Origin of the sequence: Streptomyces sp. A0642, assembly GCF_004795105.1 — a bacterium.
Classification (GTDB): Bacteria; Actinomycetota; Actinomycetes; order Streptomycetales; family Streptomycetaceae; genus Streptomyces.
In genome coordinates this window covers 1-21,540 of record NZ_SSBL01000039.1, presented here as the reverse complement: position 1 = coordinate 21,540, position 21,540 = coordinate 1, and the positions used below count along the sequence as shown (strand labels likewise).

The following is a 21,540-nucleotide window of genomic DNA, read 5'->3' as shown; positions in this document are numbered from 1 at the left end:
ACGACAGCCTTCCCGCACCCACATTCCCCGGAGCGACGAGACGGATGGCGGAGATGAACGCCCAGGCGAACGAGGAACGGCTTCGGCGAGCCATGGCCGCTGTCCTGCAACTTCAGCAGCGCAACGCCGAACTGGAGAACAAGCGGCACGAACCCGTGGCGATCGTCGCGATGGCCTGCCGGCTGCCCGGGGGCGTCACCACCCCCGAGGAGTACTGGCAACTCCTCGCCGACGGCCGCGACGCCATCGGCCCGCTGCCCGCCCGCTGGGACGGACTGGAGCTCTACGACCCCGACCCCGGCGCCGCAGGCAAGAGCTACGCCGACCAGGGCGGCTTCCTCGACGACCTGGACCGGTTCGACGCCGACTTCTTCGGTATCTCGCCGCGCGAGGCCGTCTCGATGGACCCGCAGCAGCGGCTCGTACTGGAGGCCTCCTGGGAGGCGCTGGAACGCGCCGGCATCCGCCCCGACACGCTCGTCGGCAGCCGCACCGGTGTGTACGTGGGCGCTATGCGCGCGGACTACGAGACCGGGCACGCCCCTCTCGAAGTCCTCGACGGTTACCAGGGCACCGGCATCTCCGGCAGCGTCGTCTCCGGCCGGATCAGCTACGTGCTCGGCCTCCAGGGCCCCGCCATGACCATCGACACCGCCTGCTCCTCGTCCCTTGTCGCCATCCACTCCGCGCTCGGCGCGCTGCGCTCCGGCGAGTGCGACCTCGCGCTCGCCGGCGGCGTCACCGTGATGAGTTCCCCCGCCATGTTCGTCGAGTCCAGCCGGCTCGGCGCGATGGCCCCCGACGGGCGCTGCAAGAGCTTCTCGGCCCGTGCCGACGGGGCGATCTGGTCCGAGGGCGTGGGCATGCTCGTGCTCAAGCGGCTCTCCGCCGCCCAGCGCGACGGCGATCGCGTCCTGGCCGTCATCCGGGGCTCGGCGGTCAACCAGGACGGCCGCAGCCAGGGCCTGACCGCCCCCAACGGTCCCGCCCAGCAACGCGTCATCCGCGAGGCCCTCACCGCCGCCCGGCTGGACGCGGCGGACATCGACGCCATCGACGCGCACGGCACCGGCACGCCGCTCGGCGACCCGATCGAGGCGGGCGCACTGGCCGAGGTCTTCGGCCCCGGCCGCGACCCGCGGCTCCCGGTGCGGCTTGGCTCCTCCAAGTCCAACATCGGACACACGCAGGCAGCCGCCGGCGTGGCCAGCGTGATGAAGATGGTGCTGGCCCTCCAGCACGAGACACTGCCCAAAACCCTGCACGCCGACGAGCCCAGCCCGCACATCGACTGGCAGGACAGCGGACTCGCCCTGGCGCAGGAGGCCGGGCCCTGGCGGCGCGGCGCACGCGTCCGGCGGGCCGGCGTCTCGTCATTCGGCATCAGCGGCACCAACGCGCACGTGATCATCGAAGAGGCCCCCGCACAGGATCCGGCCGACCAGGAGGGCGACAACGGCATCGACGCCCCGGCGTACCCGCTGCTGTTGTCCGGACACGACCAGCAGGCCCTGCGCGGCCAGGCGGCCCGGTGGGCCGACTGGCTGGAGGAACACGGCAGCGAGAGCGACTGGCGCGATATCGTCCGTACGGCTGCGTCGCACCGTGCCCAGCTCGAAGTCCGCGCCTGTGTGTCGGCCTCGGCACCCGCCGAGGCTGCCGAGGCCCTGCGGACACTGGCCGGGGGCCTGCCCCGTCCCGGAACCGTCACCGGCACGGCCCGGGAGCGAGGCAAGGCCGTTTTCGTCTTCCCCGGCCAGGGCTCGCAGTGGGTCGGCATGGGCCGTGAACTGATCGAGGAGAGCGAGGTCTTCCGCACGGCGGTGGGGGAGTGCGACGCCGCTCTGGAGCCGTGGACCGGCTGGTCGGTCCGCGAGGTGCTGTGCGGTGAGGCGGACGCCTCGCTGACGCTGGAGCGGATCGATGTGCTCCAGCCGGCGCTGTTCACGGTGATGATCGGCCTGGTGGCGGTCTGGCGCTCGCTGGGCGTGGAGCCCGCCGCGGTGGTCGGATCCAGCCAGGGCGAGGTCCCCGCCGCGGTGGTCGCCGGCGCCCTGTCCCTCGCGGACGGCGCACGGCTCACCGCGCTGCGCTCGCAGGGCCAGCTGCGCGAGTGCAGCGGCCGGGGCGCGATGGCCCTGGTGGAACTTCCCCTCGCAGAGGTCGAGGCGCTGATCGCCCCGTACGGGCCGGCGCTGTCGGTTGCGGTGGTCAACACCGCTTCGTCCGCGGTGGTCTCGGGCGACATCGACGCGGTGGAGCGGCTGCTGGCCGAGCTGTCGGACACGGACGTCTTCAGCCGTCGCATCGCCTCGGACACCGCCGGACACAGCGCGCACATCGACCCGATGCTGACATGGCTCGCCGCACAACTGGAGGACCTGCGCCCGGCCCGCTGGACGATTCCGTTCTACTCCACGGTGACCGGCGGGGTGCTGGAAGGCGCCGCGCTGGACGGCGGCTACTGGTGCCGCAACGCCCGCGAGACGGTCCGCATGGACCGGGCCCTGGAGGCACTGGTCGCGGACGGCTTCGACGCCTTCGTGGAGATATCCCCGCACCCGGTGCTCGGCGTGGCGCTCACCGGTGCGACGGCCGCGACCCAGGGCGCCACGGCCGGCACCCTGGCCCGGGACCGCGGCGGGATCGCCCAGGTGCTGTGGTCCCTCGGCGCCCTGCACACCCAGGGCTTCGCGGTCGACTGGCAGCGGGTCCTCGGCACCGCCCCGAACGCGCGGACCGCCATGCTGCCCACCTACGCCTTCCAGCGCCGCACCTACTGGACGCACGTCCCCGGCCCCGGCTCTCGCGGCCCCGGCTCTCGCGGCCCCGGCGAAACCGGCGCCGGCACCGGCCTGCCGGACGAAGCCGCCGCACCCGACCCGGGCCCGGCCGCCCTGCTGACCCGGCTCGCCGCCCTGGAAGAGCCCGCACGCCTCGACGGGCTGACGCAGACCGTGCGGCAGGAGGCGGCAGCCGTGCTCGGCGCCGCCGAACCCGTACCGGCCGACAAGCGGCTCCAGGAGCTCGGCCTCGACTCGATCATGGCGCTCCAGCTGCGCAACCGGCTCGCCGAACTGACCGGCGCGGCCCTGCCCACCAACCTGGCGTTCAAGCACCCCACCCCCCATGCCATCGCCGCCCACCTCCTGGAACACTGCATCGGCGACCTCGGGAACGTCCCCGCGGCCGCCCCGCCCCAGCGCTCCGCGCAGCGCGACGCGCACCCGGCGACCGAGGGCCAGCGGCGGTTGTGGTTTCTGGAGCAGATGCGTCCGGGCACCCCGCAGTACAACACCCCGCTCGTCCTGCGCATCGCCCGCGCCCTCGACCCCGACGTCGTCTCCCGCGCGCTGCGCCGGCTGATGGACCGGCACGAGGCACTGCGCACCGGCCTGGAGATCCGGGACGGACAGCTCGTCCAAGCGGTGCACAGCGACTACGCGCTGCCCTTCGTCCACGAGGACCTGTCCGCCTCCGGCGCGCAGGAGATCGACGAGCGGATCCGCCGCGCCGAGCGGGAACCGTTCGACCTGAGTGGCCAGAGCCTGCTGCGCTGCCTGCTGCTGGACACGCCGGACGGACAGCTGCTCGTCCTCAACCAGCACCACGCCGTCACCGACGGCTGGTCGCTGACCCTGCTCACCCGTGAGTTCTTCGACACCTGCCGGGCCCTCACCGAGGGCGGCGAGCCCGAGATCCCCGGCCCCGCTCTGCACCTGGGCGACTACGCGGCCTGGGAGCAGGCGGGCATCGCCCAGGGGCGCTTCGATGACGGCCTGCGGTACTTCGAGACCGAGCTCGACGGGATGGGCCGGCTGGAGTTCGCCGCGACCACCGCCGAGGACGGCGATGAGGGCGGCACGCTCGACTTCATCATCCCGGCCGAACTGCACACGGACCTGGAGGCCCTCGCCGCCCGGGAGTCCGTGACGCCCTACACCGTGTACGCCAGCGCCTTCTCGGCACTCCTCGCCCGGACGACCGGGACGTACGACTTCGGGATCGGTACCGTCTGGGCCAACCGCCAGCTCTCCGGCGTGGACGACGTCGCCGGCTTCCTCGTCAATACGCTGCCGCTGCGCTGCGACCTGACAGGTGATCCGTCGTTCACCGAACTGCTCGGGGCGACGGCGTCGCGCGTGATGGGACTGCTGGAACGCCAGGACGTACCGCTGACGGAGATCGTGCGGGTCGCGGGCGGCGAACGCGCGGGCGAGGAGAATCCTCTCTTCCAGGCCGTGTTCAACTACCGCAGCACTTCCCTGCCCGCCCTGGGCGAGGGCGACGACGCCTGGATCCCGGTGGACGACGCCTCGGTCGGCGGTGGCCCGCGCGGCGTGGCCAAGTCGGAACTGGGCCTCACGCTCGCGCCGCTCGGCGATGGCATGCGGGGCGAGCTGGAGTTCCTGCCCGCTGTGCTGGACCGGGCATCGGCCCAACGCCTCGTCGACAGCTTCCGCACCCTGCTCGCCTCGGTGGCCGCCGACGCGGGCCGGCGTGTCGGCGAGCTGGAGCTGATCGGCGCCGACGAGCTGGTGTGGCTGGAGGAGCGCGGCGGTTCGGCGGCGGACACGGTCACCGGTGCCTCGGCACTGGAGCGGATCGTCGACCGGTCTCGCCGTGCGCCCGACGCGGTCGCGCTGGTCTGTGACGGAGAACAGACGTCCTACCGGCACCTGCTGGCCCGGGCCGGGGCGATGGCGAGCCATCTGCGGTCCGCGGGTGTGACCGGAGAGAGCCTGGTGGGCATCCATCTGCCACGTTCGGCGGAACTGGTGGTGGCGGTTCTCGCGACGTGGCTGGCCGGGGCCGCGTACGTACCGCTGGACCCGGAGTATCCGAAGGCGCGGCTGGAGCACGTCATCGTGGACAGCGGCCTGTCGGTGGTGGTTTCCACCCGGGACGGCGCGGACGAGATCGCGGACGACCGGATCCGGGTGCTGCTGGCGGATGCGCTGCCGGCGGTGGATGCGGATGCGGAGCTGCCGGGAGGTGTGGTGCTTCCGGGGCTCTCGGAGCTGGCGTACGTGATCTACACGTCGGGTTCGACGGGGCTGCCGAAGGGTGTGGAGCTGGAGCATGCGCAGTTCGCCAACTTCTGCACCGCGATGGATGAGCGCGTGGGCGGGGGCCAGGGCGACACGTGGCTGGCGGTGACGAGTCTGTCGTTCGACATCTCGACCCTCGAGCTCTTGTGGACGCTGACACGCGGTTACCGGGTAGTGGTGGCCCGGGGCGGTCCGGCGGAGTGGGCGGGATATCTGCCGTACGCGCCGACGCATCTGCAGTGCACGCCGTCGCTGGCCAGGATGTTGCTGGCGGATGCGGACGGCAGAGCGCTGGTGCGGGGCATGGACCGGGTGCTGGTGGGCGGTGAGGCGTTGGACCGGGGCCTGGCCCGCAAACTCCTGCGGCTGTGCCCGCACGGGCTGATGAACATGTACGGGCCTACGGAGACCACCGTCTGGTCGGCGGCCTGGGATGTGGTGCCGGGCGAGGTCGCCCTGGGCGAGCCGCTGGCGAACAACCGGCTGTACGTGCTGGACGCCGGGCTGGCCTGGGTACCCAGGGGAGCCCGGGGCGACCTGTACATCGGCGGACTCGGCGTGGCCCGCGGATATCTGGGACGGCCGGAGCTGACGGCGGAAAGGTTCGTCGACGACCCGTTCACCCCGGGCGGCCGGATGTACCGGACCGGCGACGTGGTGCGGTACCGGGCGGACGGAACGCTGGAGTTCTGCGGCCGGGCCGACGCGCAGGTGAAGCTGCGCGGGCACCGGATCGAGCTGGGCGAGATCGAGTCGGTCGCCGCCGAGTCTCCGGGGGTGTCGGAGGCGGCTGCGGTAGTCCGCGAGGACGTGCCGGGAGATCCGCGTCTGTGCCTGTACTTCACCGTCGTGCAGGACAGCGCGGTGAGCGGTGACGACGTACTGGTGGCGCTCACCGAGCGGTTGCCGGTGTACATGGTCCCCGACCAACTGGTCCGCCTGGACGAACTGCCGCACACCCCGAACAAGAAGGTCGACCGCAACGCACTGCTGAAGCTGGACGCCCCGCAGCCAGTGGCGCCGGCGACCGGCACGGCCGACGGGGACGCCATCGAGGCACTGGTCGCACGGGCCTGGGCCGAGGTCCTGAACACCCCGCACATCGAACCCGACAAGGGCATCTTCGACCTCGGCGCCACCTCCATGACCGCCGTGCGCGCCCACACGGTCATGTGCGCCGGCCTCGGCCGGGAGTTCCCGCTCTCCACGCTCTTTCGCTACCCGACCGTGCGCCAGCTCGCCGCGTACCTCCGCGACGGCTCGCCCACCTCACTCACCCCCCGGCAGACGAACACCCGCCGCGAACGCGACGGCGACGACGCGGTGGCGATCGTCGGCATGGCCTGCAAACTGCCGGGCGCACCCGACGTCGACACGTTCTGGAACAACCTCCGCGAGGGCGTCGAGTCCATCGCGTACTTCACCGACGACGAACTGCGTGCCGCGGGTGCCACCGACGACGAACTGGCGGACCCCGACTACGTACGCGCCAGGGGCCTGGTCGATGACCCGGACCTCTTCGACGCCGCGTTCTTCGACTACTCGCCCGCCGAGGCCGAGGTCATGGACCCGCAGCACCGGCTGTTCCTGGAGACCGCGTGGCAGGCGGTCGAGCACGCGGGCATCGTCCCGAAGACCTTCGCCGGAAAGATCGCCGTCTTCGGGGGCACCGGCTTCGGCGGCTACCCGCAGGAGTCGACGGGCGACCTGTCGTCCTTCTACCGCTCGATGATCGGCAACAAGAGCGACTACCTGGCGACCCGTGTCGCGCACCGGCTCGACCTGCGAGGCCCGGCACTGACCGTGCAGACGGCCTGCTCGACCGGGCTGGTCGCCGCGCACCTGGCGCGCGAGAGCCTGCTGCGAGGCGAGTCCGATGCCGCCCTCGTCGGCGCCTCGTCGCTGACCATTCCGCTCAGGCGCGGCTTCGTTCACCAGGAGGGCCTGGTCGTCTCCCCGGACGGCAAGTGCCGCGCCTTCGACGAGAAGGGCGCAGGCACCGTCTTCGGTAGCGGTGCGGGAGTCGTCGTGCTGCGGCGGCTGTCCGACGCGATCGAGGCCGGCGACACCGTCTTCGCCGTCCTGCGCGGCAGCGCCGTCAACAACGACGGCTCCGACAAGGCCGGTTTCACTGCGCCCAGCGTCGCGGGTCAGGCGGACGTCATCGCCCAGGCGCAGGCCGCGGCGGGCGTCGACCCGGCCTCGGTCGGCTTCATCGAGGCGCACGGCACCGGCACCAGGCTCGGCGACCCGATCGAGGTGCAGGCGCTTCAGCAGGTCTTCGGATCGGCCGACCGCGAGGAGCCGTGCGCGATCGGTTCGGTCAAGACCAACATCGGGCACGCCGACGCCACCGCCGGAATCGCCGGACTCATCAAGGCCGCGCTCACCGTTCACCATGGGGAACTCGTCCCCAGCCTCAACTACGAACACCCCAACCCCGAGATGGGGATGGACCCCAGCCTGTTCTACGTCAACACCGAGACCAAGCCCTGGCAGGAGGACGGCCCCCGCCGCGCGGGCGTCTCCTCGTTCGGCATCGGCGGCACCAACGCCCACGTGGTGCTGGAACAGGCACCGCAGCGCCCCGCCCCGGCCGCGGCTCCGGACGGCTCGGTACCGGTGGTGCTGTCCGCCCGCGACGAGACGGCGCTGCGCGAACAGGCGGCCCGGTGGGCTCAGTGGCTGTCCGGCGGGCACGAGGTGACGCCCGCTGCCGTCGCCGCGACCGCAGCCGGACGCCGTGCCCACTTCACCCACCGGGCAGCCGTGACCGGGGCGGACGCGGACCGGCTCGTCGAAGGTCTGACCGCGCTCGCACAGGGCCGTTCCCATCCGGATCTGGTCCAGGCGACCGCCCGCCCCCACGGCAGGACCGTGTTCGTCTTCCCCGGCCAGGGCTCGCAGTGGGAGGGGATGGGCCGGGCGCTGTCCGACCAGTCCCCGGCCTTCGCCCGCACGGTGCGTGAGTGCGACGAGGTGCTCGCGCCGCTGACCGGCTGGTCGGTGACGGACGTGCTGACGGGCCGGACCGGATCCGGCCCGTCAGCGGAGCGGCTGGACGTGATCCAGCCCGTGATGTTCACCATGTACGTGGCGCTCGCCGCGGCCTGGCAGGAGCTGGGGGTGGAACCGGCCGCGGTCGTGGGCCACTCCCAGGGCGAGGTCGCCGCCGCGGTGGTCGCCGGTGCGCTGACCCTGGAGGAGGGCGCACGGATCGTGGCCGTGCGCAGCCGTGCCCTCCAGGGTGTGGCGGGGATCGGCGCGATGGCGGTCGTGGAACTGCCACTGGACCGGGTACGCGAGCGGATCGCCCCGTACGACGGCCGGATTTCCGTCGCCGCCGTCAACACCCCCCGCTCCGTCGCGCTGTCCGGCGAGGCCGACGCGATCGAGGACCTGCTGTTCGCCCTCGACGATGAGGACATCGTCTGCGGCCGGCTGGAGGCGCCGGTCGCCTCGCACAGTCATCACATGGACGCCCTGCTACCCGCACTGGAGGCAGAACTGGCGGACCTCGCACCGAAGGCCGGACGGATCCCGTTCTGCTCGACGGTCACGGGCGGGTTCCTGGACGGCACGGCGCTCGACGCCGCGTACTGGTCGCGCAACCTCCGCGAGCCCGTCCGTCTCGACCGGGCCCAGCAGTCCTTGCTGGACGTGGGTCACGACGTGTTCATCGAGGTCAGCCCCCACCCCGTGCTCGCCATGCCGCTGACCGAGGGCAGCGACCGGGCCCTGGTCACCGGCACCCTGCGCCGCGGCCGGGGCGGACACGAGGAATTCCTGCGGGCCCTGGCCACCCTCCACGTCCACGGGCACCCCGTCGACTGGGCCCGCGCCCTGCCCGCGGCCACCACCGCTCCCGTCGCCCAGCTCCCCACCTACGCCTTCCAGCGCCAGAGCTACTGGATCGAGGAGAATCAGCCGGCCCGCTCCACCGAACCCGCCGTCGACCGCGCCTTCTGGGAAGCCGTCGGGGACGGCGAGGCGGCCCGCATCGCCGGCCTGCTGGGCGCGCCCGAACGCCTCCGGGAGAACATCGAGGAACTGCTTCCGGTGCTGAACGCCTGGTGGCAGCGCCAGGAGGCGGAATCGAAGATCGCCGACTGGCTGTACGAGGACATCTGGCAGCCCGCCCCGATCACCGCCCCGGCCGCCTTCCCCGCCACCGTCGTCCTGGTCACGTCCGACGGCGAGACCCGGACGGCCGACGACCTCGAAGCGGCTCTGTCCGCCGTCGGCGCGCGGGTGCACCGCATCCCGGGCTCGGACGACCGAGCCGAGACGGCGCGGGCGCTGACCGCCCTGCCGCAGCAGCCGGAAGCCGTTCTCAGCCTCGCCTCGCTCGACACGGCCCCCGGCCCAGGCGGAACCACCCGGGGACTGCTCACCACCCTCGCCCTGCTTCAGGCCCTCACCGACACCGGATGGGCCGTCCCCCTGTGGGCCCTGACCCGCGGCGGTGTCACCGTCGACGGCGACACCGGCCTTCCCGGCACCGCCCCGGCCCTGGTCCAGGGCCTCGGCCGGGTCGCCGCCCTGGAGGACCCGCTGCGCTGGGGCGGAACCCTCGACCTGGCGCGCAGCCCGTACGACGGCTGGGCCGGACAGGTCGTGGCCGCACTCGCGGCAGGCGACCACGAGGACCAGAGTGCCCTGCGCGCCCACGGCAGGTACGTACGCCGTATGCGCCGCACCCGGCCCGTCGCGGGAAGCGACGGCTGGACGACCCGCGGCACCGCGCTGATCACCGGGGGACAGGGCGTACTAGGCCTGCACCTCGCCCGGCGCCTCGCCGATCGAGGCGCCGAACACATCGTGCTGGCCTCCCGGCGCGCCACCGGCACAGCCGAGACCGAGGAGCTGCGCACCGAACTCGAATCCCGCGGTATCCAGCTGACGCTGGAGCGCTGCGACGTGACCGAAGCGGACCAGGTCGCAGCGCTCGTCGGCCGCACCGGCGACGACACCCGCCCGCTCACCGTCGTCGCCCACCTCGCCGGGGTCTCCCGCATGGCACCCATCGGGGAACTCACCGCCCACTGCGCCGCGGAGGAGATCTCCGCCAAGGTCCTGGGTGCCCAGCACCTGCACGAGGCACTTACAGGACGTGAGATCGACGCGTTCCTGCTGTACGGCAGCGGCGCCAGCCTCTGGGGCGGCGCGGGACAGGCCGCCTACGGCGCCGCGAACACCGCGCTCGACGCGATGGCCCGCCACCGCCACGCACAGGGGCTGCCCGCCACCGTGCTGCATTGGGGCGGCTGGGCCGGCGGAGGCATGGTCTCCGAGGAGGCCGAGCGTCTCGCGCGCTCCCGCGGGCTGCGCTCCATGGCCCCCGGCCGCGCGCTGGACGCCCTCGAACTCGCCCTGAACACCGGTACGGTGGCGCTCGGCGTTGCCGACATCGACTGGGCGAAATTCGCCCCCGCCTACCGTGCGGCCCGCCCGCGCCCGCTGCTCGACGGCATCGAGGAGGCCCGAGAGGCCCCGGCTGAGCAGGCACTGGCCGGCGATCCGTCGGCCGGCCGGGAGCTGCGTGCCCGCCTCGCCGGACAGGACGCCGACGAACGGCTGCGCACGGTGACCGGCCTGGTGAAGGACGAGGTCATCCCGGTTCTCGGACTGGCCGCGCACGACCTGCCCGACGACAAGCCACTGCAACAGCTCGGCCTCGACTCGCTGATGGCCGTGACCGTACGCAACCAGCTCATCCGCCGAACCGGTCTTTCCGTCACGACCGAGATGATCCTGCGCCACGCCAGCTGCGTCGGGATAGCCGGGGCCTTGGCCGACGAACTGCAGCCGGAGGAGCGGCAGACGGGTACCGGCCGGCCCGGCCCGCAGACGGGCTCATGGCTGCGGGTGCTCAAGCCTGCCGAGCGCCCCCGCGCCCGGGTGTTCTGTGTGGCCGGCATGGGCGGCACCACCGGCGGTTACGTGCCGCTGGTCCGTCACCTGCCCGACGACGTCGAACTCCTCGGTGTCCAGCTGCCCGGACGCGAGGCCCGCGCGGACGAGCCTCCGCTGACCGACATGATGGCCATGGCCGACCAGGTCGTGGCGGCGATGTCCGACCGGCTCGACGTACCGGTCGTGCTCTACGGACACAGTCAGGGATCGTGGCTGTGCTGGGAGGTCGCCCACCGGCTCGCCCACCGGCCGGGCGTGCCGCCACTGGCGCTCGTCGTGGCCTGCGCGCTGCCGCCGCTCGCCGAACCGACGCCCGGCCTGAACCGGCTCGCCGAACTCACCGGCGACCTCGACGGGGCAGCCCTGGACGAACTCGCCGGGATCTTCCGGGGGCTGCTGCCCGACCAGATCCTGGAGAGCGAGGAACTCCTCGCCCAGTACGTCGACCGGCTGCGCGCCGACACCGTCCTCGCCGAGAACCACCGGGCCGTCCTGCGGGGCGTCACCCGCACCCCGCTCGGGCTGCCGGTCTTCGCGGTGGCGGGGACCGAGGACCCGGTGCTGCCCGACGGAGCGATGGAGGTGTGGCGCGAACTGACCTCCGGCGTATTTGTCTCGTCGGCCATCGAGGGCACCCACGCCGCTCCGATCGTCAATGCCGGGGCCATGGCGGCCGAACTCAAAGACGTGATCACGCACCTTGCGACCGTGGAGGAAAACCATGCCTGAGACAGTCCGCCCCGACGGGGCTCGGATCCACTACGAGGTGCACGGCGAGGGCTTCCCCGTCCTGCTGCTCGCGGACGGCGCGGCGGGCGGGGGGATCGCCTCCTGGCAGACGAACTTCTACCACCCGGTGTCCGAGCTGGCCGGCCGGTTCCGCGTGATCGCCGTCGACCAGCGGCACGTGGGCCGCAGCACCGTCGCCCCCTTCGAGCCGTTCTCGTACGAGCAGAGCTCGGCCGACATGCAGGCGGTCCTCGACGACCTCGGTGCCGAGCAGGCCCATGTGGTCAGTGCCGGCACGGGCACCGCGCTGGCCTGGCGGCTGGCGCACGACACCCCCGCGCGGGTGCGGTCCGTCGTGTCGCAGGATCCGGTCGGTCTCGACGACACCAACACCCTGGGCACCTTCCTCGGCGAGTACGACGAGGCGATGCGGCTGACCAGGGCCGAGGGCCTCGAAGGCGTCATCGCCGCGGCCCAGGCGCAGGGCCATTTCGCCCCCGGTAACGGGGCCGGCCCCTACGCGGCCCGGCTGAACGCCGACCCGGCGTTCAGGGACGAGATCCTGACGCTGCGGCGCGAGCGGTACGTCGTCTCCGTCGTGCGCTTCCGGGACGGCATCTGGCCCCAGGGCTCCGCGTACTTCTCCGTCCCGGAGGAGTGGATGACCGGCTTCCCCGCACCGCTGCTGATCCTGCCCGGCAACGACCCGCTGCACCCGGAAGGTGTCGCCAAACGTCTCGCGAGCGAGGTGCCGAACGCCCGGCTGCTCGACGCGGGGTACGACGCCGGAGACCGCCGCACGGAGGCCGTCCCGGCGATCGTCTCCTTCCTCGACGAGAACACCCCCCGCTGAAGGAGACCTGAGACATGCTCACTCTTGACACACTCGACATCACCGACGAGTCGGCGTACGCCGAGAACGGCTACCCCTACCCGGAGTTCGACCTGCTGCGCCGCGAGGCGCCGGTCTTCTGGTACCGGCGCCCGGGCTTCGAGCCGTTCTGGGTGCTGACCCGGCACGAGGACATCGCGTGGGTGTCGCGCAATCCGAAGATCTTCTCCAGCGCCCAGCGGGTCACCCTGGAGACCCCCGAGGCCGTCGACATGTTCGAGAGCCAGCTCGACCAACGGGCCCAGATGTTCGGCCACGGCCCCGACATGCCGCCGGCGCTGTCGTACATGGACTCCCCCCACCACCGCCATCTGCGCCAGGTGATGGCCCCGTGCTTCACCCCGAAGGCCGTTGCCGAGCTGGAGGAGCGGTTCAACGAACTGGCCGTGCAGTACGCGGCCGAGTTCACCGCCCGGCTGGACGAGCACGGCACCGCCGATGTGGCACGCCACCTCTCCGCCCGGCTGCCGGTCGCCGCGATCTGTGAGCTGGTCGGGGCGCCGCTGAAGGACTGGGACGACATCTTCGAGTGGAGCGAGGGCACCACGGGCGCCGCGGACCCGGACAACCAGCGCGAGGGCGAGGACACCGAGGCCACGTTCGCCCGGAACATGACCGCTCTCAACGGCTACGTGGCGAATCTGGTCCAGGAGCGGATGGCCCAGGTCGACGAGACCAGCACCGATGTGCTCAGCCGGCTCGCCCGGGCCCGTATCGACGGGGAGCCGCTGGCCTTCCACGAGATCCTCTACACCATCTTCAACCTGCTGGTCGCGGGCATCGGCACGACCCGCAACGCGACCACGGGGGGCGTCCAGGCGCTGCTCGAGCATCCGGAGCAGCTGCGGAAGCTCAACGAGGACCCGGCGATGGTGCCCGGCGCGGTCGAGGAGATCCTGCGCTGGACGTCGATCGCGGCGAACTTCGTCCGGACGGCGACCCAGGACACCGAGATCGGTGGCCGGCGCATCCGCAAGGGCGAGACGGTTGTGATGTGGTATCCGGCGGCCAACCGGGACGACTCCGTCTTCGACGCTCCGTACCGCTTCGACATCAGCCGGGACGCCACCGCGCAGCTCGCGTTCGGCGGCCACGGCGAGCACGTCTGCCTCGGCTCGCACCTGGCCCGGCTCGAAATGAGGGCGGTGCTGAAGGCCGTCGGCCCGCTGCTGGCGGAGCTCGAAATGGTGCGCAAGCCCGACTTCACAGTGCTGCACCTCCAGGCCGTCGAGATCAAGCGGCTTGTCGTACGACGTAAGGATCGGTGAAAGAATGTCGGACAACACGCGACCGATACCCCAGTCGCTCCAGGAATTCGCCGCCGGCGATGAATCGGACTTCAATGTGGTGGCCCCCTGGGTCGGGCCCGTCGTCGACCCCGAAACGGGTCGGCTGCGGGAGCCGATCCGGGGTCATCATCTGGTGGCGACTTCCGTCGGCTGGCCGAAGCCGGGACATGAGCCGGTCGCCATCGAACTGAATGAGGCTATTCTCGGCGAACTCTATGTGAGGCCGGGGCTGATGGCGGTCTGTCTGGGTATTTCGGAGAACAACTTCAACAGCACCCGTTCCCTGTCCATCTGGGAGAACGAGGAGGCGTTGAAGGGCTTTTTGATGTCGAAACCGCATCTTGCCGCGGCGCGTCGGGTCCGCGAGCTGATGTTCGACTGGGAAGGCGCGAACTGGGAGTGCACCGAGACGACCGAACTGCCCACCTTCGAGGAGTCGCGGGTCCGTTTGGACGCCGTCCGTCGGCCCGGCCGGAGCTCGTTCGCATCGCCCGGTCGCTGACCGGGCTGGACAACCGCTCGAGAGTGACTCAAGAACTGCTTGAGAGCGAGCGGAGAATATTCGTCATGATCCATGGAAGAATGAAGACAGGAGTCCGGATATGACCGCGACCATCGACGCCTCGCCGCAGGCGCTCACCACTCATTTCCTGCACCATTTCGACCTGGCCTTCGGCATGGTCCTGGAACTCGCCGAGGACTTCGACGACGAGACCGCGCGTATCGCCCCGGCCCCGCACAAGCCCCTGGTCTGGTTCCTGGGCCATCTCACCTGCGCGACGGACTACTTCTCGACGCTGCACCAGGGGACCGAGTCCCTGGTCACGGAGGAGTTCTCCCGGCGCTTCGCGGGCAACGACGACCAGGACTGGTCGATCGGCCCGTCGCTGGAGGAGATGCTCGACCTCTACCGGGCGGTCCACGCGCGCATGCGCGAGTTCGTCGCCGGTCTCGTGCCGGCCGACCTCGACAGCGAATCCCCGCTGGAGCCCTTCGGCGACGACCGGCTGAAGAATCTCGGCAAGGCGCTCTCCATCATTCAGATGCACGACGCCTACCACTGCGGGCAGATCGGGTGCCTGCGGGTGGCGCTGGGCAAGCACGTTCCTTTCTAGTTCCGGAAGGTTTCCTTCACGGCGCTGCTACGGTGTGGGAAGGCTTCGTCCGCAGCGTTCGGGCCTTGGAACAGGAGAGTGCAAATGCCGTCTCACATCGCTTTCTTCAATTTCCCGGCCATAGGCCATGTGAACCCCACACTCGGCGTGGTGGAAGAACTAGTGAAGCGGGGGCATCGCGTTTCGTGCACTGTGACGAATCACTTCGCCCCGGCAGTCGAAGCGCTCGGAGCGGAAGCGGTCAGGTACGAGTCGGTATTCGGCGACTTCTATCGCAGCCCCTACACGGCGGAAGCCAACGCCGGTGAAGGCATGCGGTGTCTGGACGAGGCGAAACTGCTCGTGGAGCAGGTAGGCCCGTTCTACGAGCAGAACAAGCCGGATGTCATCGTCCACGACTTCATGGCCTGGGGGGCACGCTTCTTCGCTTCCAAGAACGATATTCCGCTGGTGCGGAGCTTTCCCTCGTACGCTGCGAACGAGCACTTCAGCATCCAGGAACGTTTCCCCATGGCGGAATACGACGACCCCCAGGTCATGGAGATGATCGGGAAGCTTACGGCGCTGCTGCCCGAATTCGGTCTGCCCGCCGATCCCATGGGGTTCTTCCAGGGGATCGAAGACCTCGGGATCGTCTTCATGCCGCGTGAATTCCACTACGACGGCGAGACCTTCGACAAGCGGTTCGTCTTCGCCGGACCCTGCCTCGGCGACCGGTCCTTCCAGGGGTCCTGGCAGCCGGCCGCCGGTGGGCGCCCGGTGCTGCTGATCTCGCTCGGCACAGCGGCTACCGGCTGGCCCGAGTTCTTCTCGATGGCAGTCGAGGCGTTCCGCGACTCCGAGTTCGATGTCGTGATGTCCATCGGCGACCACATCGACGCGGCCGAACTCGGTACGCTCCCCGCCAACTTCGAGGTCAAGCGGCACGTGCCCCAGCTCGATGTGCTCAGCCACGCCCAGGTGTTCATCACCCATGGCGGGATGAACAGCACCATGGAGTCGCTGTACCACGGCGTGCCCATGGTCGTCATTCCGCAGATGTCCGAGCAGCGGGCCAACGGCCTGCGCGTGGACGAGCTGGGCCTCGGCCGGCATCTGGCCAAGGACGATGTCACCCCTCAGAGCCTGCGCGAGGCCGTCGTCAAGGTCGCCGGCGACGCGTCCGTCAAGGACCGGGTGCGCACCATGAGCGACACCATGCGCTCCGTCGACGGCCCGGCCATGGCGGCCGACGCCGTCGAGGCGCGCCTGGCCACCACCCGCTGACCGAACTCCACGCACGAAGGGCCTGTGTCCCGGCAGCCGCCGGGACACAGGCCCTTCGTGCGTCACCGGTGTCCCAAGCCCGTCGGGGGCTGCGGGCGACGAGCTGATCGCGATCCGCGCTCTCCGGCTTCGTCGTCCTGTCCCACCACATCGGCCTGCCCTGCGTCCGAAGACGCGGTGGACGCACGTTCGAGTTGTTTTCGAGTGAAGTCGCCCAGGGTGTGAATGCGCGGGGGGACTGCCCTCAATGCTGCGCGACCCCATTCCCAACCGTCTATGAACCGGAAGGCACCGTGAAGCGACTCATCAAGATCGCGGCCGCTGTCCTCGCCCTGGGGCTGGTGGCACCTGTCGCCCTGGCCAGTGGGGAGACCGACGCCGCAGCCAAACCGCGCACCGTTTCCTTCTCCTCGATCGGCTCCCTTGCCGCCCCCTCCGGCAAGGGCAGCTTCCGATTCGGCGTGTCGAGTTCCGCCACCCAGATCGAGGACCAGAACACCGACACCGACTGGTACAAGTGGAGCCAGCCTGCACCCGAGGGCCTGGGCAAGAGCCCCTTCGTCGGAGAGGGCGTCAAGGGCTACTCCAAGGCCATCGAGGACATCGGGCTCCTCGAGGACCTGAACGTCGACTCGTACCGCTTCAGCATCGAGTGGGCCCGCATCGAGCCCCGTCGCAACCAGATCAACGAGGCGGCCCTCGACCACTACAGCAAGCAGCTCGACGCACTCATCGCGCGCGGCATTCGCCCGATGATCGTCGTCCACCACTTCGCCAACCCCGTCTGGGTCGACAACCCCGAGGACCCCGGCTGCACGAAGGGCCCCTCCGACACCAACCTGTGCGGCCTCGACCACCCGGTCGGCGGCCCCCTGGTGGTCAAGGAGATGGCCGAGCACGCGAAGCTCCTCGCCGAGCGGTTCGGCGACCGGGTCGACGAGTGGGCCACGCTCAACGAGCCCATGGTCTACATGCTGTTCTCGCACGCCTTCGGCGCGGGGCCGCCCGGCAAGGCGAACCTGGCCACCAACTTCTCCAGCAAGTTCGTGCCGGCCCTGCGCCAGTACATCAACGCCCACGCGGCCATGTACAGGGCCATCAAGCGCTACGACCGCCATGACGCGGACCGTGACGGCCTCAACTCCACCATCGGCCTGACCGCGAGCGTCAAGCAGTACGTGGCCGTACGCGACGGAAAGGTCAGCACCGAGCCGCGCGACACAGCCGCCCGCGACCGCTTCCGCCGCTTCTTCGAGCTGAACATCCTTGACTCCCTGTGGAAGGGAGACTTCGACACAAACTTCGACGGGACCGCCGACGAGCCCCACCCCGACTGGAAGGGCACGCTCGACTGGCTGGGCATCCAGCTGTACGACCGCACCGGCGTCTCCGACCCGGGCGACACACCCGGCCCGGGAACGCTACCCGTCATCAACGTCGACACGTGCGGCACCGCACCGTGCCTCCCGGCTTCCGACCCCTCCTACTTCATACCCGCGATGGGCTACGAGTCGGACCCCGGCGGCCTCTACCCGGTGCTCAAGGACTTCGGTGCCCGCTACCGCGGCCTGCCACTGGTCGTCAGCGAGTCCGGCATCGCAACCAACTCCGGCAAACGACGCGCCGAGTTCACCGTGCGGGCCCTGGAACAGATCCAGCGGGTGCGCGCCGAAGGAGTGGACGTGCGGGGCTACTACCACTGGAGCCTGATGGACAACTTCGAGTGGCTGCAGGGGTACGGCGCCCGCTTCGGCCTCTATGAGGTCGATCGCACCACGATGAAGCGCACCCCGACGGAGGCCGCGAAGGTCTACTCGGCCGTCGCCGAGGCGCGCACGCTCACCCCTCAGATCCGCAAACTCTACGGGGGCAGCGGCCCCCTCTCCCCGGAACCGGCCGACGCAGCCACCACGGCCACGCCCGTCCCGGCAGCGACCGGCCGCAGGCACTGAACCACCCCAGATGAATCACCCCTCGGGCGCCCCGGAATCCGGGGCGCCCGTTCCGGTGGAGCCGGGCTCGACCTGGTCTCCAGCACGGCAGTTGAGGGTGGGACGGGCACTGTGCAGGGGGCCGTCCCCCAGGCCGTACGCCGGTCGTTCGCTTCAACGAGCTATCGAGGATGAGCAGATGAGCTATGCCCAGGTGAACAGTGGCGGCGACCGGGTCCCGGCGACCGCCAAGGACATCGTGGCCGTTGTTCGGACGGTCGTCGCCGAACTGCTGGACGTACGGCCCGACGCCGTCGGCACCGACCGGCCGCTGCACGACCTCGGGCTGGACTCCGTGCAGATCACGTCCCTCGTGGCCACACTGTCAAAACGGTTCGGGCGCCCCGTGCCCAGCTGGGTCGTGTGGCAGTACCCCACCATCTCCGGCATCGGCGCCCACCTGGCCGGCGACGACACGCCTTCCGCCGTAGCGCCGCGCACCCGGCCGGCGCCCCTCGTCGCGAACGAACCCGTCGCCATCGTCGGCCTCGGCTGCCGGCTGCCCGGCGGCATCGAGACGCCCGAGGCACTCTGGGAGAGCCTGTGCGAGGGAACCGACACGATCCGCGAGGTCCCCGCCGACCGCTGGAACGCCCAGGACTGGCTCGACCCGGACCCCCGGGCGCCGGGTCGGATGAACACCCGCTGGGGCGGCTTCCTCGACAACATCACCGGATTCGACGCCGACCTGTTCCGGATCTCGCCCGCCGAGGCGAAGCACATGGACCCGCAGCAGCGCATGGCGCTGGAAGTCGCCTGGGCCGCATTCGAGGACGCCCGGATCGTCCCCTCCGACATCTCCGGCACCCGCACGGGTGTCTTCTTCGGCACCATGGCGCAGGAATACCACCTGGCCACCGGCGCCGACCCCGACGCCATCGGGACGCACTCCGCCGTCGGCTGGGACAACTCCATCATTCCGGCGCGCATCGCCTACACCCTGGGCCTCCACGGCCCCGCCATAGCCGTTGCGACCGCCTGCAGCTCCTCGCTCACCGCCACCCACCTCGCCGTGCAGAGTCTGCGCCGCGGCGAGAGCGACCTCGCCCTGGCGGGCGGCGTCAACGTCATGCTGCACCCCCACACCACCGTCGCCATGACCAAGTTCGGCGGCATGAACCCGGACGGCCAGTGCCGCGCCTTCGACGCGGGCGCCAACGGCTACGTACGCGGCGAGGGCTGCGGCGTCGTTGTCCTGCGCAGGCTCTCCGACGCCCTCGCCTCCGGCGACCGCGTGTACGCCGTGATCCGCGGCACCGCCGTCAACAACGACGGTGCCTCCAACGGACTCACCGCCCCCAGCCCGCAGGCCCAGGCCGACGTCCTGCGCACCGCCTGGCAGGACGCCGACATCGACCCCAAGGACGTCTCCTACGTGGAGGCACACGGCACCGGCACCCTGCTCGGCGACCCCATCGAGGCCGAGGCACTCGGTACCGTGTTCGCCCAGGGACGCCAGGAGCCGCTGTACCTGGGCTCGGCCAAGACGAACTTCGGCCACCTGGAGCCCGCAGCAGGCGTCACCGGCCTCATCAAGACCGCCCTGGCCCTGCACCGCGGCGAAATCCCCGCCAGCCTCCACTTCGACGTGCCCAACCCGCACATCGACTTCGAGGCCAACAAGCTCAGCGTCGTCACCGAACGCCGGCCGTGGCCCGCCGCCCGCCGCCGCTACGCGGGCGTCAGCGGCTTCGGATTCGGCGGCACGAACGCCCATGTCGCCCTGGAGGAGGGCCCCTACAGCCGACGCCGCCTCGTCCCCGTCACCGCCGCGAGCGAGGACGCGCTGCACGACGCCGTCGCCGCTCTGGGCGCCCGGGAGAACAACGCCACCGGCCCGTACCCCACCCCGCCCCACGACACCGGAAGGCACCGGGCGGTCGCCGCCCTGACGCCGGCCGGCCGTGCCGACATCGTCGCCGGTCCCGGCCGCTCCACCGAGCGCCCGCCGCTCGCCTTCTTCTTCTCCGGCCACGGCACACAGTGGATCGGCATGGGCCGCGACCTGCTCTGCGAGCGCGCCTTCCGCGCCGCCCTCGACGCCTGCGACCGCGCGGTCGCCGCGCACACCGGCTGGTCGGTGACCGACGAACTCCTCGCCGACAGCAGCCGCTCGCGGCTCGACCGCACCGACGTCGTCCAGCCCGTCCTCTTCTCCGTCCAGGTCGCCCTCGCCCGCACCCTCGCCGCCTGGGGCATAGAGCCCGACACCGTCTTCGGCCAGAGCATCGGAGAGGTGGCCGCCGCCGTCGTCGCGGGGGCCCTCCCGCTGGACGAGGGCGCCCGGCTCATCACGACCTGGTCGGCGCTGATCGCCGAACGCGCCTCCGGCCACGGTGCTCTCGTCGTCTGCGACCTCACCGCCGACGAGGCCGCTCGGCTGGCCACCGACGACCGCGGGATCTCCGTCGCGGGACACCTCGCTCCCGGCCAGGTCTGCCTCTCCGGGCCGACGGACGCCGTCGCCGCCGTGGAACGGGAGCTGTCCGAGAACGGCGTCCGCACCGTACGCGTCAACATCGACTACGCGTCCCACAGCGCCGGGCTCCGGGACCTCGCACCCGAACTGCTCCGCCGGCTCGGCACACTGCGCACCGCCGTCGCGTCCACACCCTTCTGGTCGACCGTCCTCAACGACTTCGTGGACGGCACCGCTCTCGGAGCCGACTACTGGGCACGCAACATGTGCGAACCCATGCTGCTCGCCGAGGCGGTCACCGCACTCACCCGGAACGAACCTGCCGCCGCGCGCGGTCTGCGCATCGTCGAGGTCGCCCCGCACCCCGTCGCCCAGCACTCCTTCGAGCGGACACTCGCCGCGATCGACGGCACCCACCTCCCGGCCCTCGCGACCTGCCGGCGCGACCGGCCCGCCCGCCGGAGCCTGGAGGAACTGGCCGCCGAGCTCTGGTGCGAGGGCCACGAGATCGACTGGGCGGCCGTCCACGGCCGCCCCGACCGCCCCACACGCAAGACGCCCGTCGTCCTCACCGTGTCCGGCAAGACCGAGGAAGCACGGGCCGAAAACGCCGCCCGCCTGGCCGACCACCTGGAGGGCAGGCCGGAATCGGAGCTGCTCGACATCGCCTACAGCACCGCACACCACCGCTCCCACCTGGAACACCGTGCGAGCGCGGTGGCCGGGAACCTTGCACAGGCCCAGGATGCTTTGCGGGCGTTGGCGGGTGGCAGGGCGCACCGTGATGTGGTGGAGGGTGTGGTGGGGGGTGGTGATCTGGCGGTGTTGTTCACGGGTCAGGGTAGTCAGCGGATTGCGATGGGGCGTGGGTT

The 21,540-nt window shown here is 71.1% G+C and carries 8 protein-coding genes; all 8 read left to right on the top strand.

What is annotated here, in order from left to right; genetic code table 11:
• Window positions 1-44: 44 nt before the first annotated feature.
• Complete coding sequence (locus tag E6R60_RS34215) at window positions 45-11,696, top strand: non-ribosomal peptide synthetase/type I polyketide synthase (RefSeq protein WP_136330620.1); 11,652 nt, start codon at window positions 45-47, stop codon at window positions 11,694-11,696.
• The gene (locus E6R60_RS34210; protein ID WP_136330619.1) at window positions 11,689-12,549 is read left to right on the top strand and encodes an alpha/beta hydrolase; all 861 of its coding nucleotides are present in this window, start codon (window positions 11,689-11,691) and stop codon (window positions 12,547-12,549) included. The genes E6R60_RS34215 and E6R60_RS34210 overlap by 8 nt, the downstream gene beginning before the upstream one ends.
• 14 nt (window positions 12,550-12,563) lie before the next feature.
• On the top strand, window positions 12,564-13,856 hold the full coding sequence (locus E6R60_RS34205; RefSeq protein WP_136330618.1) for a cytochrome P450: 1,293 nt from the start codon (window positions 12,564-12,566) through the stop codon (window positions 13,854-13,856).
• A gap of 4 nt (window positions 13,857-13,860) precedes the next feature.
• Window positions 13,861-14,379, top strand: coding sequence for a DUF3291 domain-containing protein (locus E6R60_RS34200; protein ID WP_136330617.1), 519 nt, complete (start codon window positions 13,861-13,863; stop codon window positions 14,377-14,379).
• A 100-nt stretch (window positions 14,380-14,479) separates the two neighbouring features.
• Window positions 14,480-14,992: a DinB family protein gene (locus E6R60_RS34195; RefSeq protein WP_136330616.1), complete on the top strand. Its 513-nt coding sequence runs from the start codon at window positions 14,480-14,482 to the stop codon at window positions 14,990-14,992.
• Window positions 14,993-15,076: 84 nt separating this feature from the next.
• Window positions 15,077-16,258, top strand: a complete 1,182-nt coding sequence (locus E6R60_RS34190) for a macrolide family glycosyltransferase (RefSeq protein WP_136330615.1) — start codon at window positions 15,077-15,079, stop codon at window positions 16,256-16,258.
• A gap of 293 nt (window positions 16,259-16,551) precedes the next feature.
• Window positions 16,552-18,210, top strand: a complete 1,659-nt coding sequence (locus tag E6R60_RS34185) for a family 1 glycosylhydrolase (RefSeq protein WP_168713726.1) — start codon at window positions 16,552-16,554, stop codon at window positions 18,208-18,210.
• Between the two features lie 178 nt (window positions 18,211-18,388).
• Window positions 18,389-21,540: type I polyketide synthase (locus E6R60_RS34180; RefSeq protein ID WP_168713725.1), on the top strand; the 3,152-nt coding region annotated here is incomplete at its 3' end.

Coding starts and splice junctions, on each gene's coding strand:
- E6R60_RS34195 (WP_136330616.1), top strand. CDS start 14,480: ATGACCGCGACCATCGACGCCTCGCCGCAGGCGCTCACCACTCATTTC.
- E6R60_RS34215 (WP_136330620.1), top strand. CDS start 45: ATGGCGGAGATGAACGCCCAGGCGAACGAGGAACGGCTTCGGCGAGCC.
- E6R60_RS34205 (WP_136330618.1), top strand. CDS start 12,564: ATGCTCACTCTTGACACACTCGACATCACCGACGAGTCGGCGTACGCC.
- E6R60_RS34190 (WP_136330615.1), top strand. CDS start 15,077: ATGCCGTCTCACATCGCTTTCTTCAATTTCCCGGCCATAGGCCATGTG.
- E6R60_RS34200 (WP_136330617.1), top strand. CDS start 13,861: ATGTCGGACAACACGCGACCGATACCCCAGTCGCTCCAGGAATTCGCC.
- E6R60_RS34210 (WP_136330619.1), top strand. CDS start 11,689: ATGCCTGAGACAGTCCGCCCCGACGGGGCTCGGATCCACTACGAGGTG.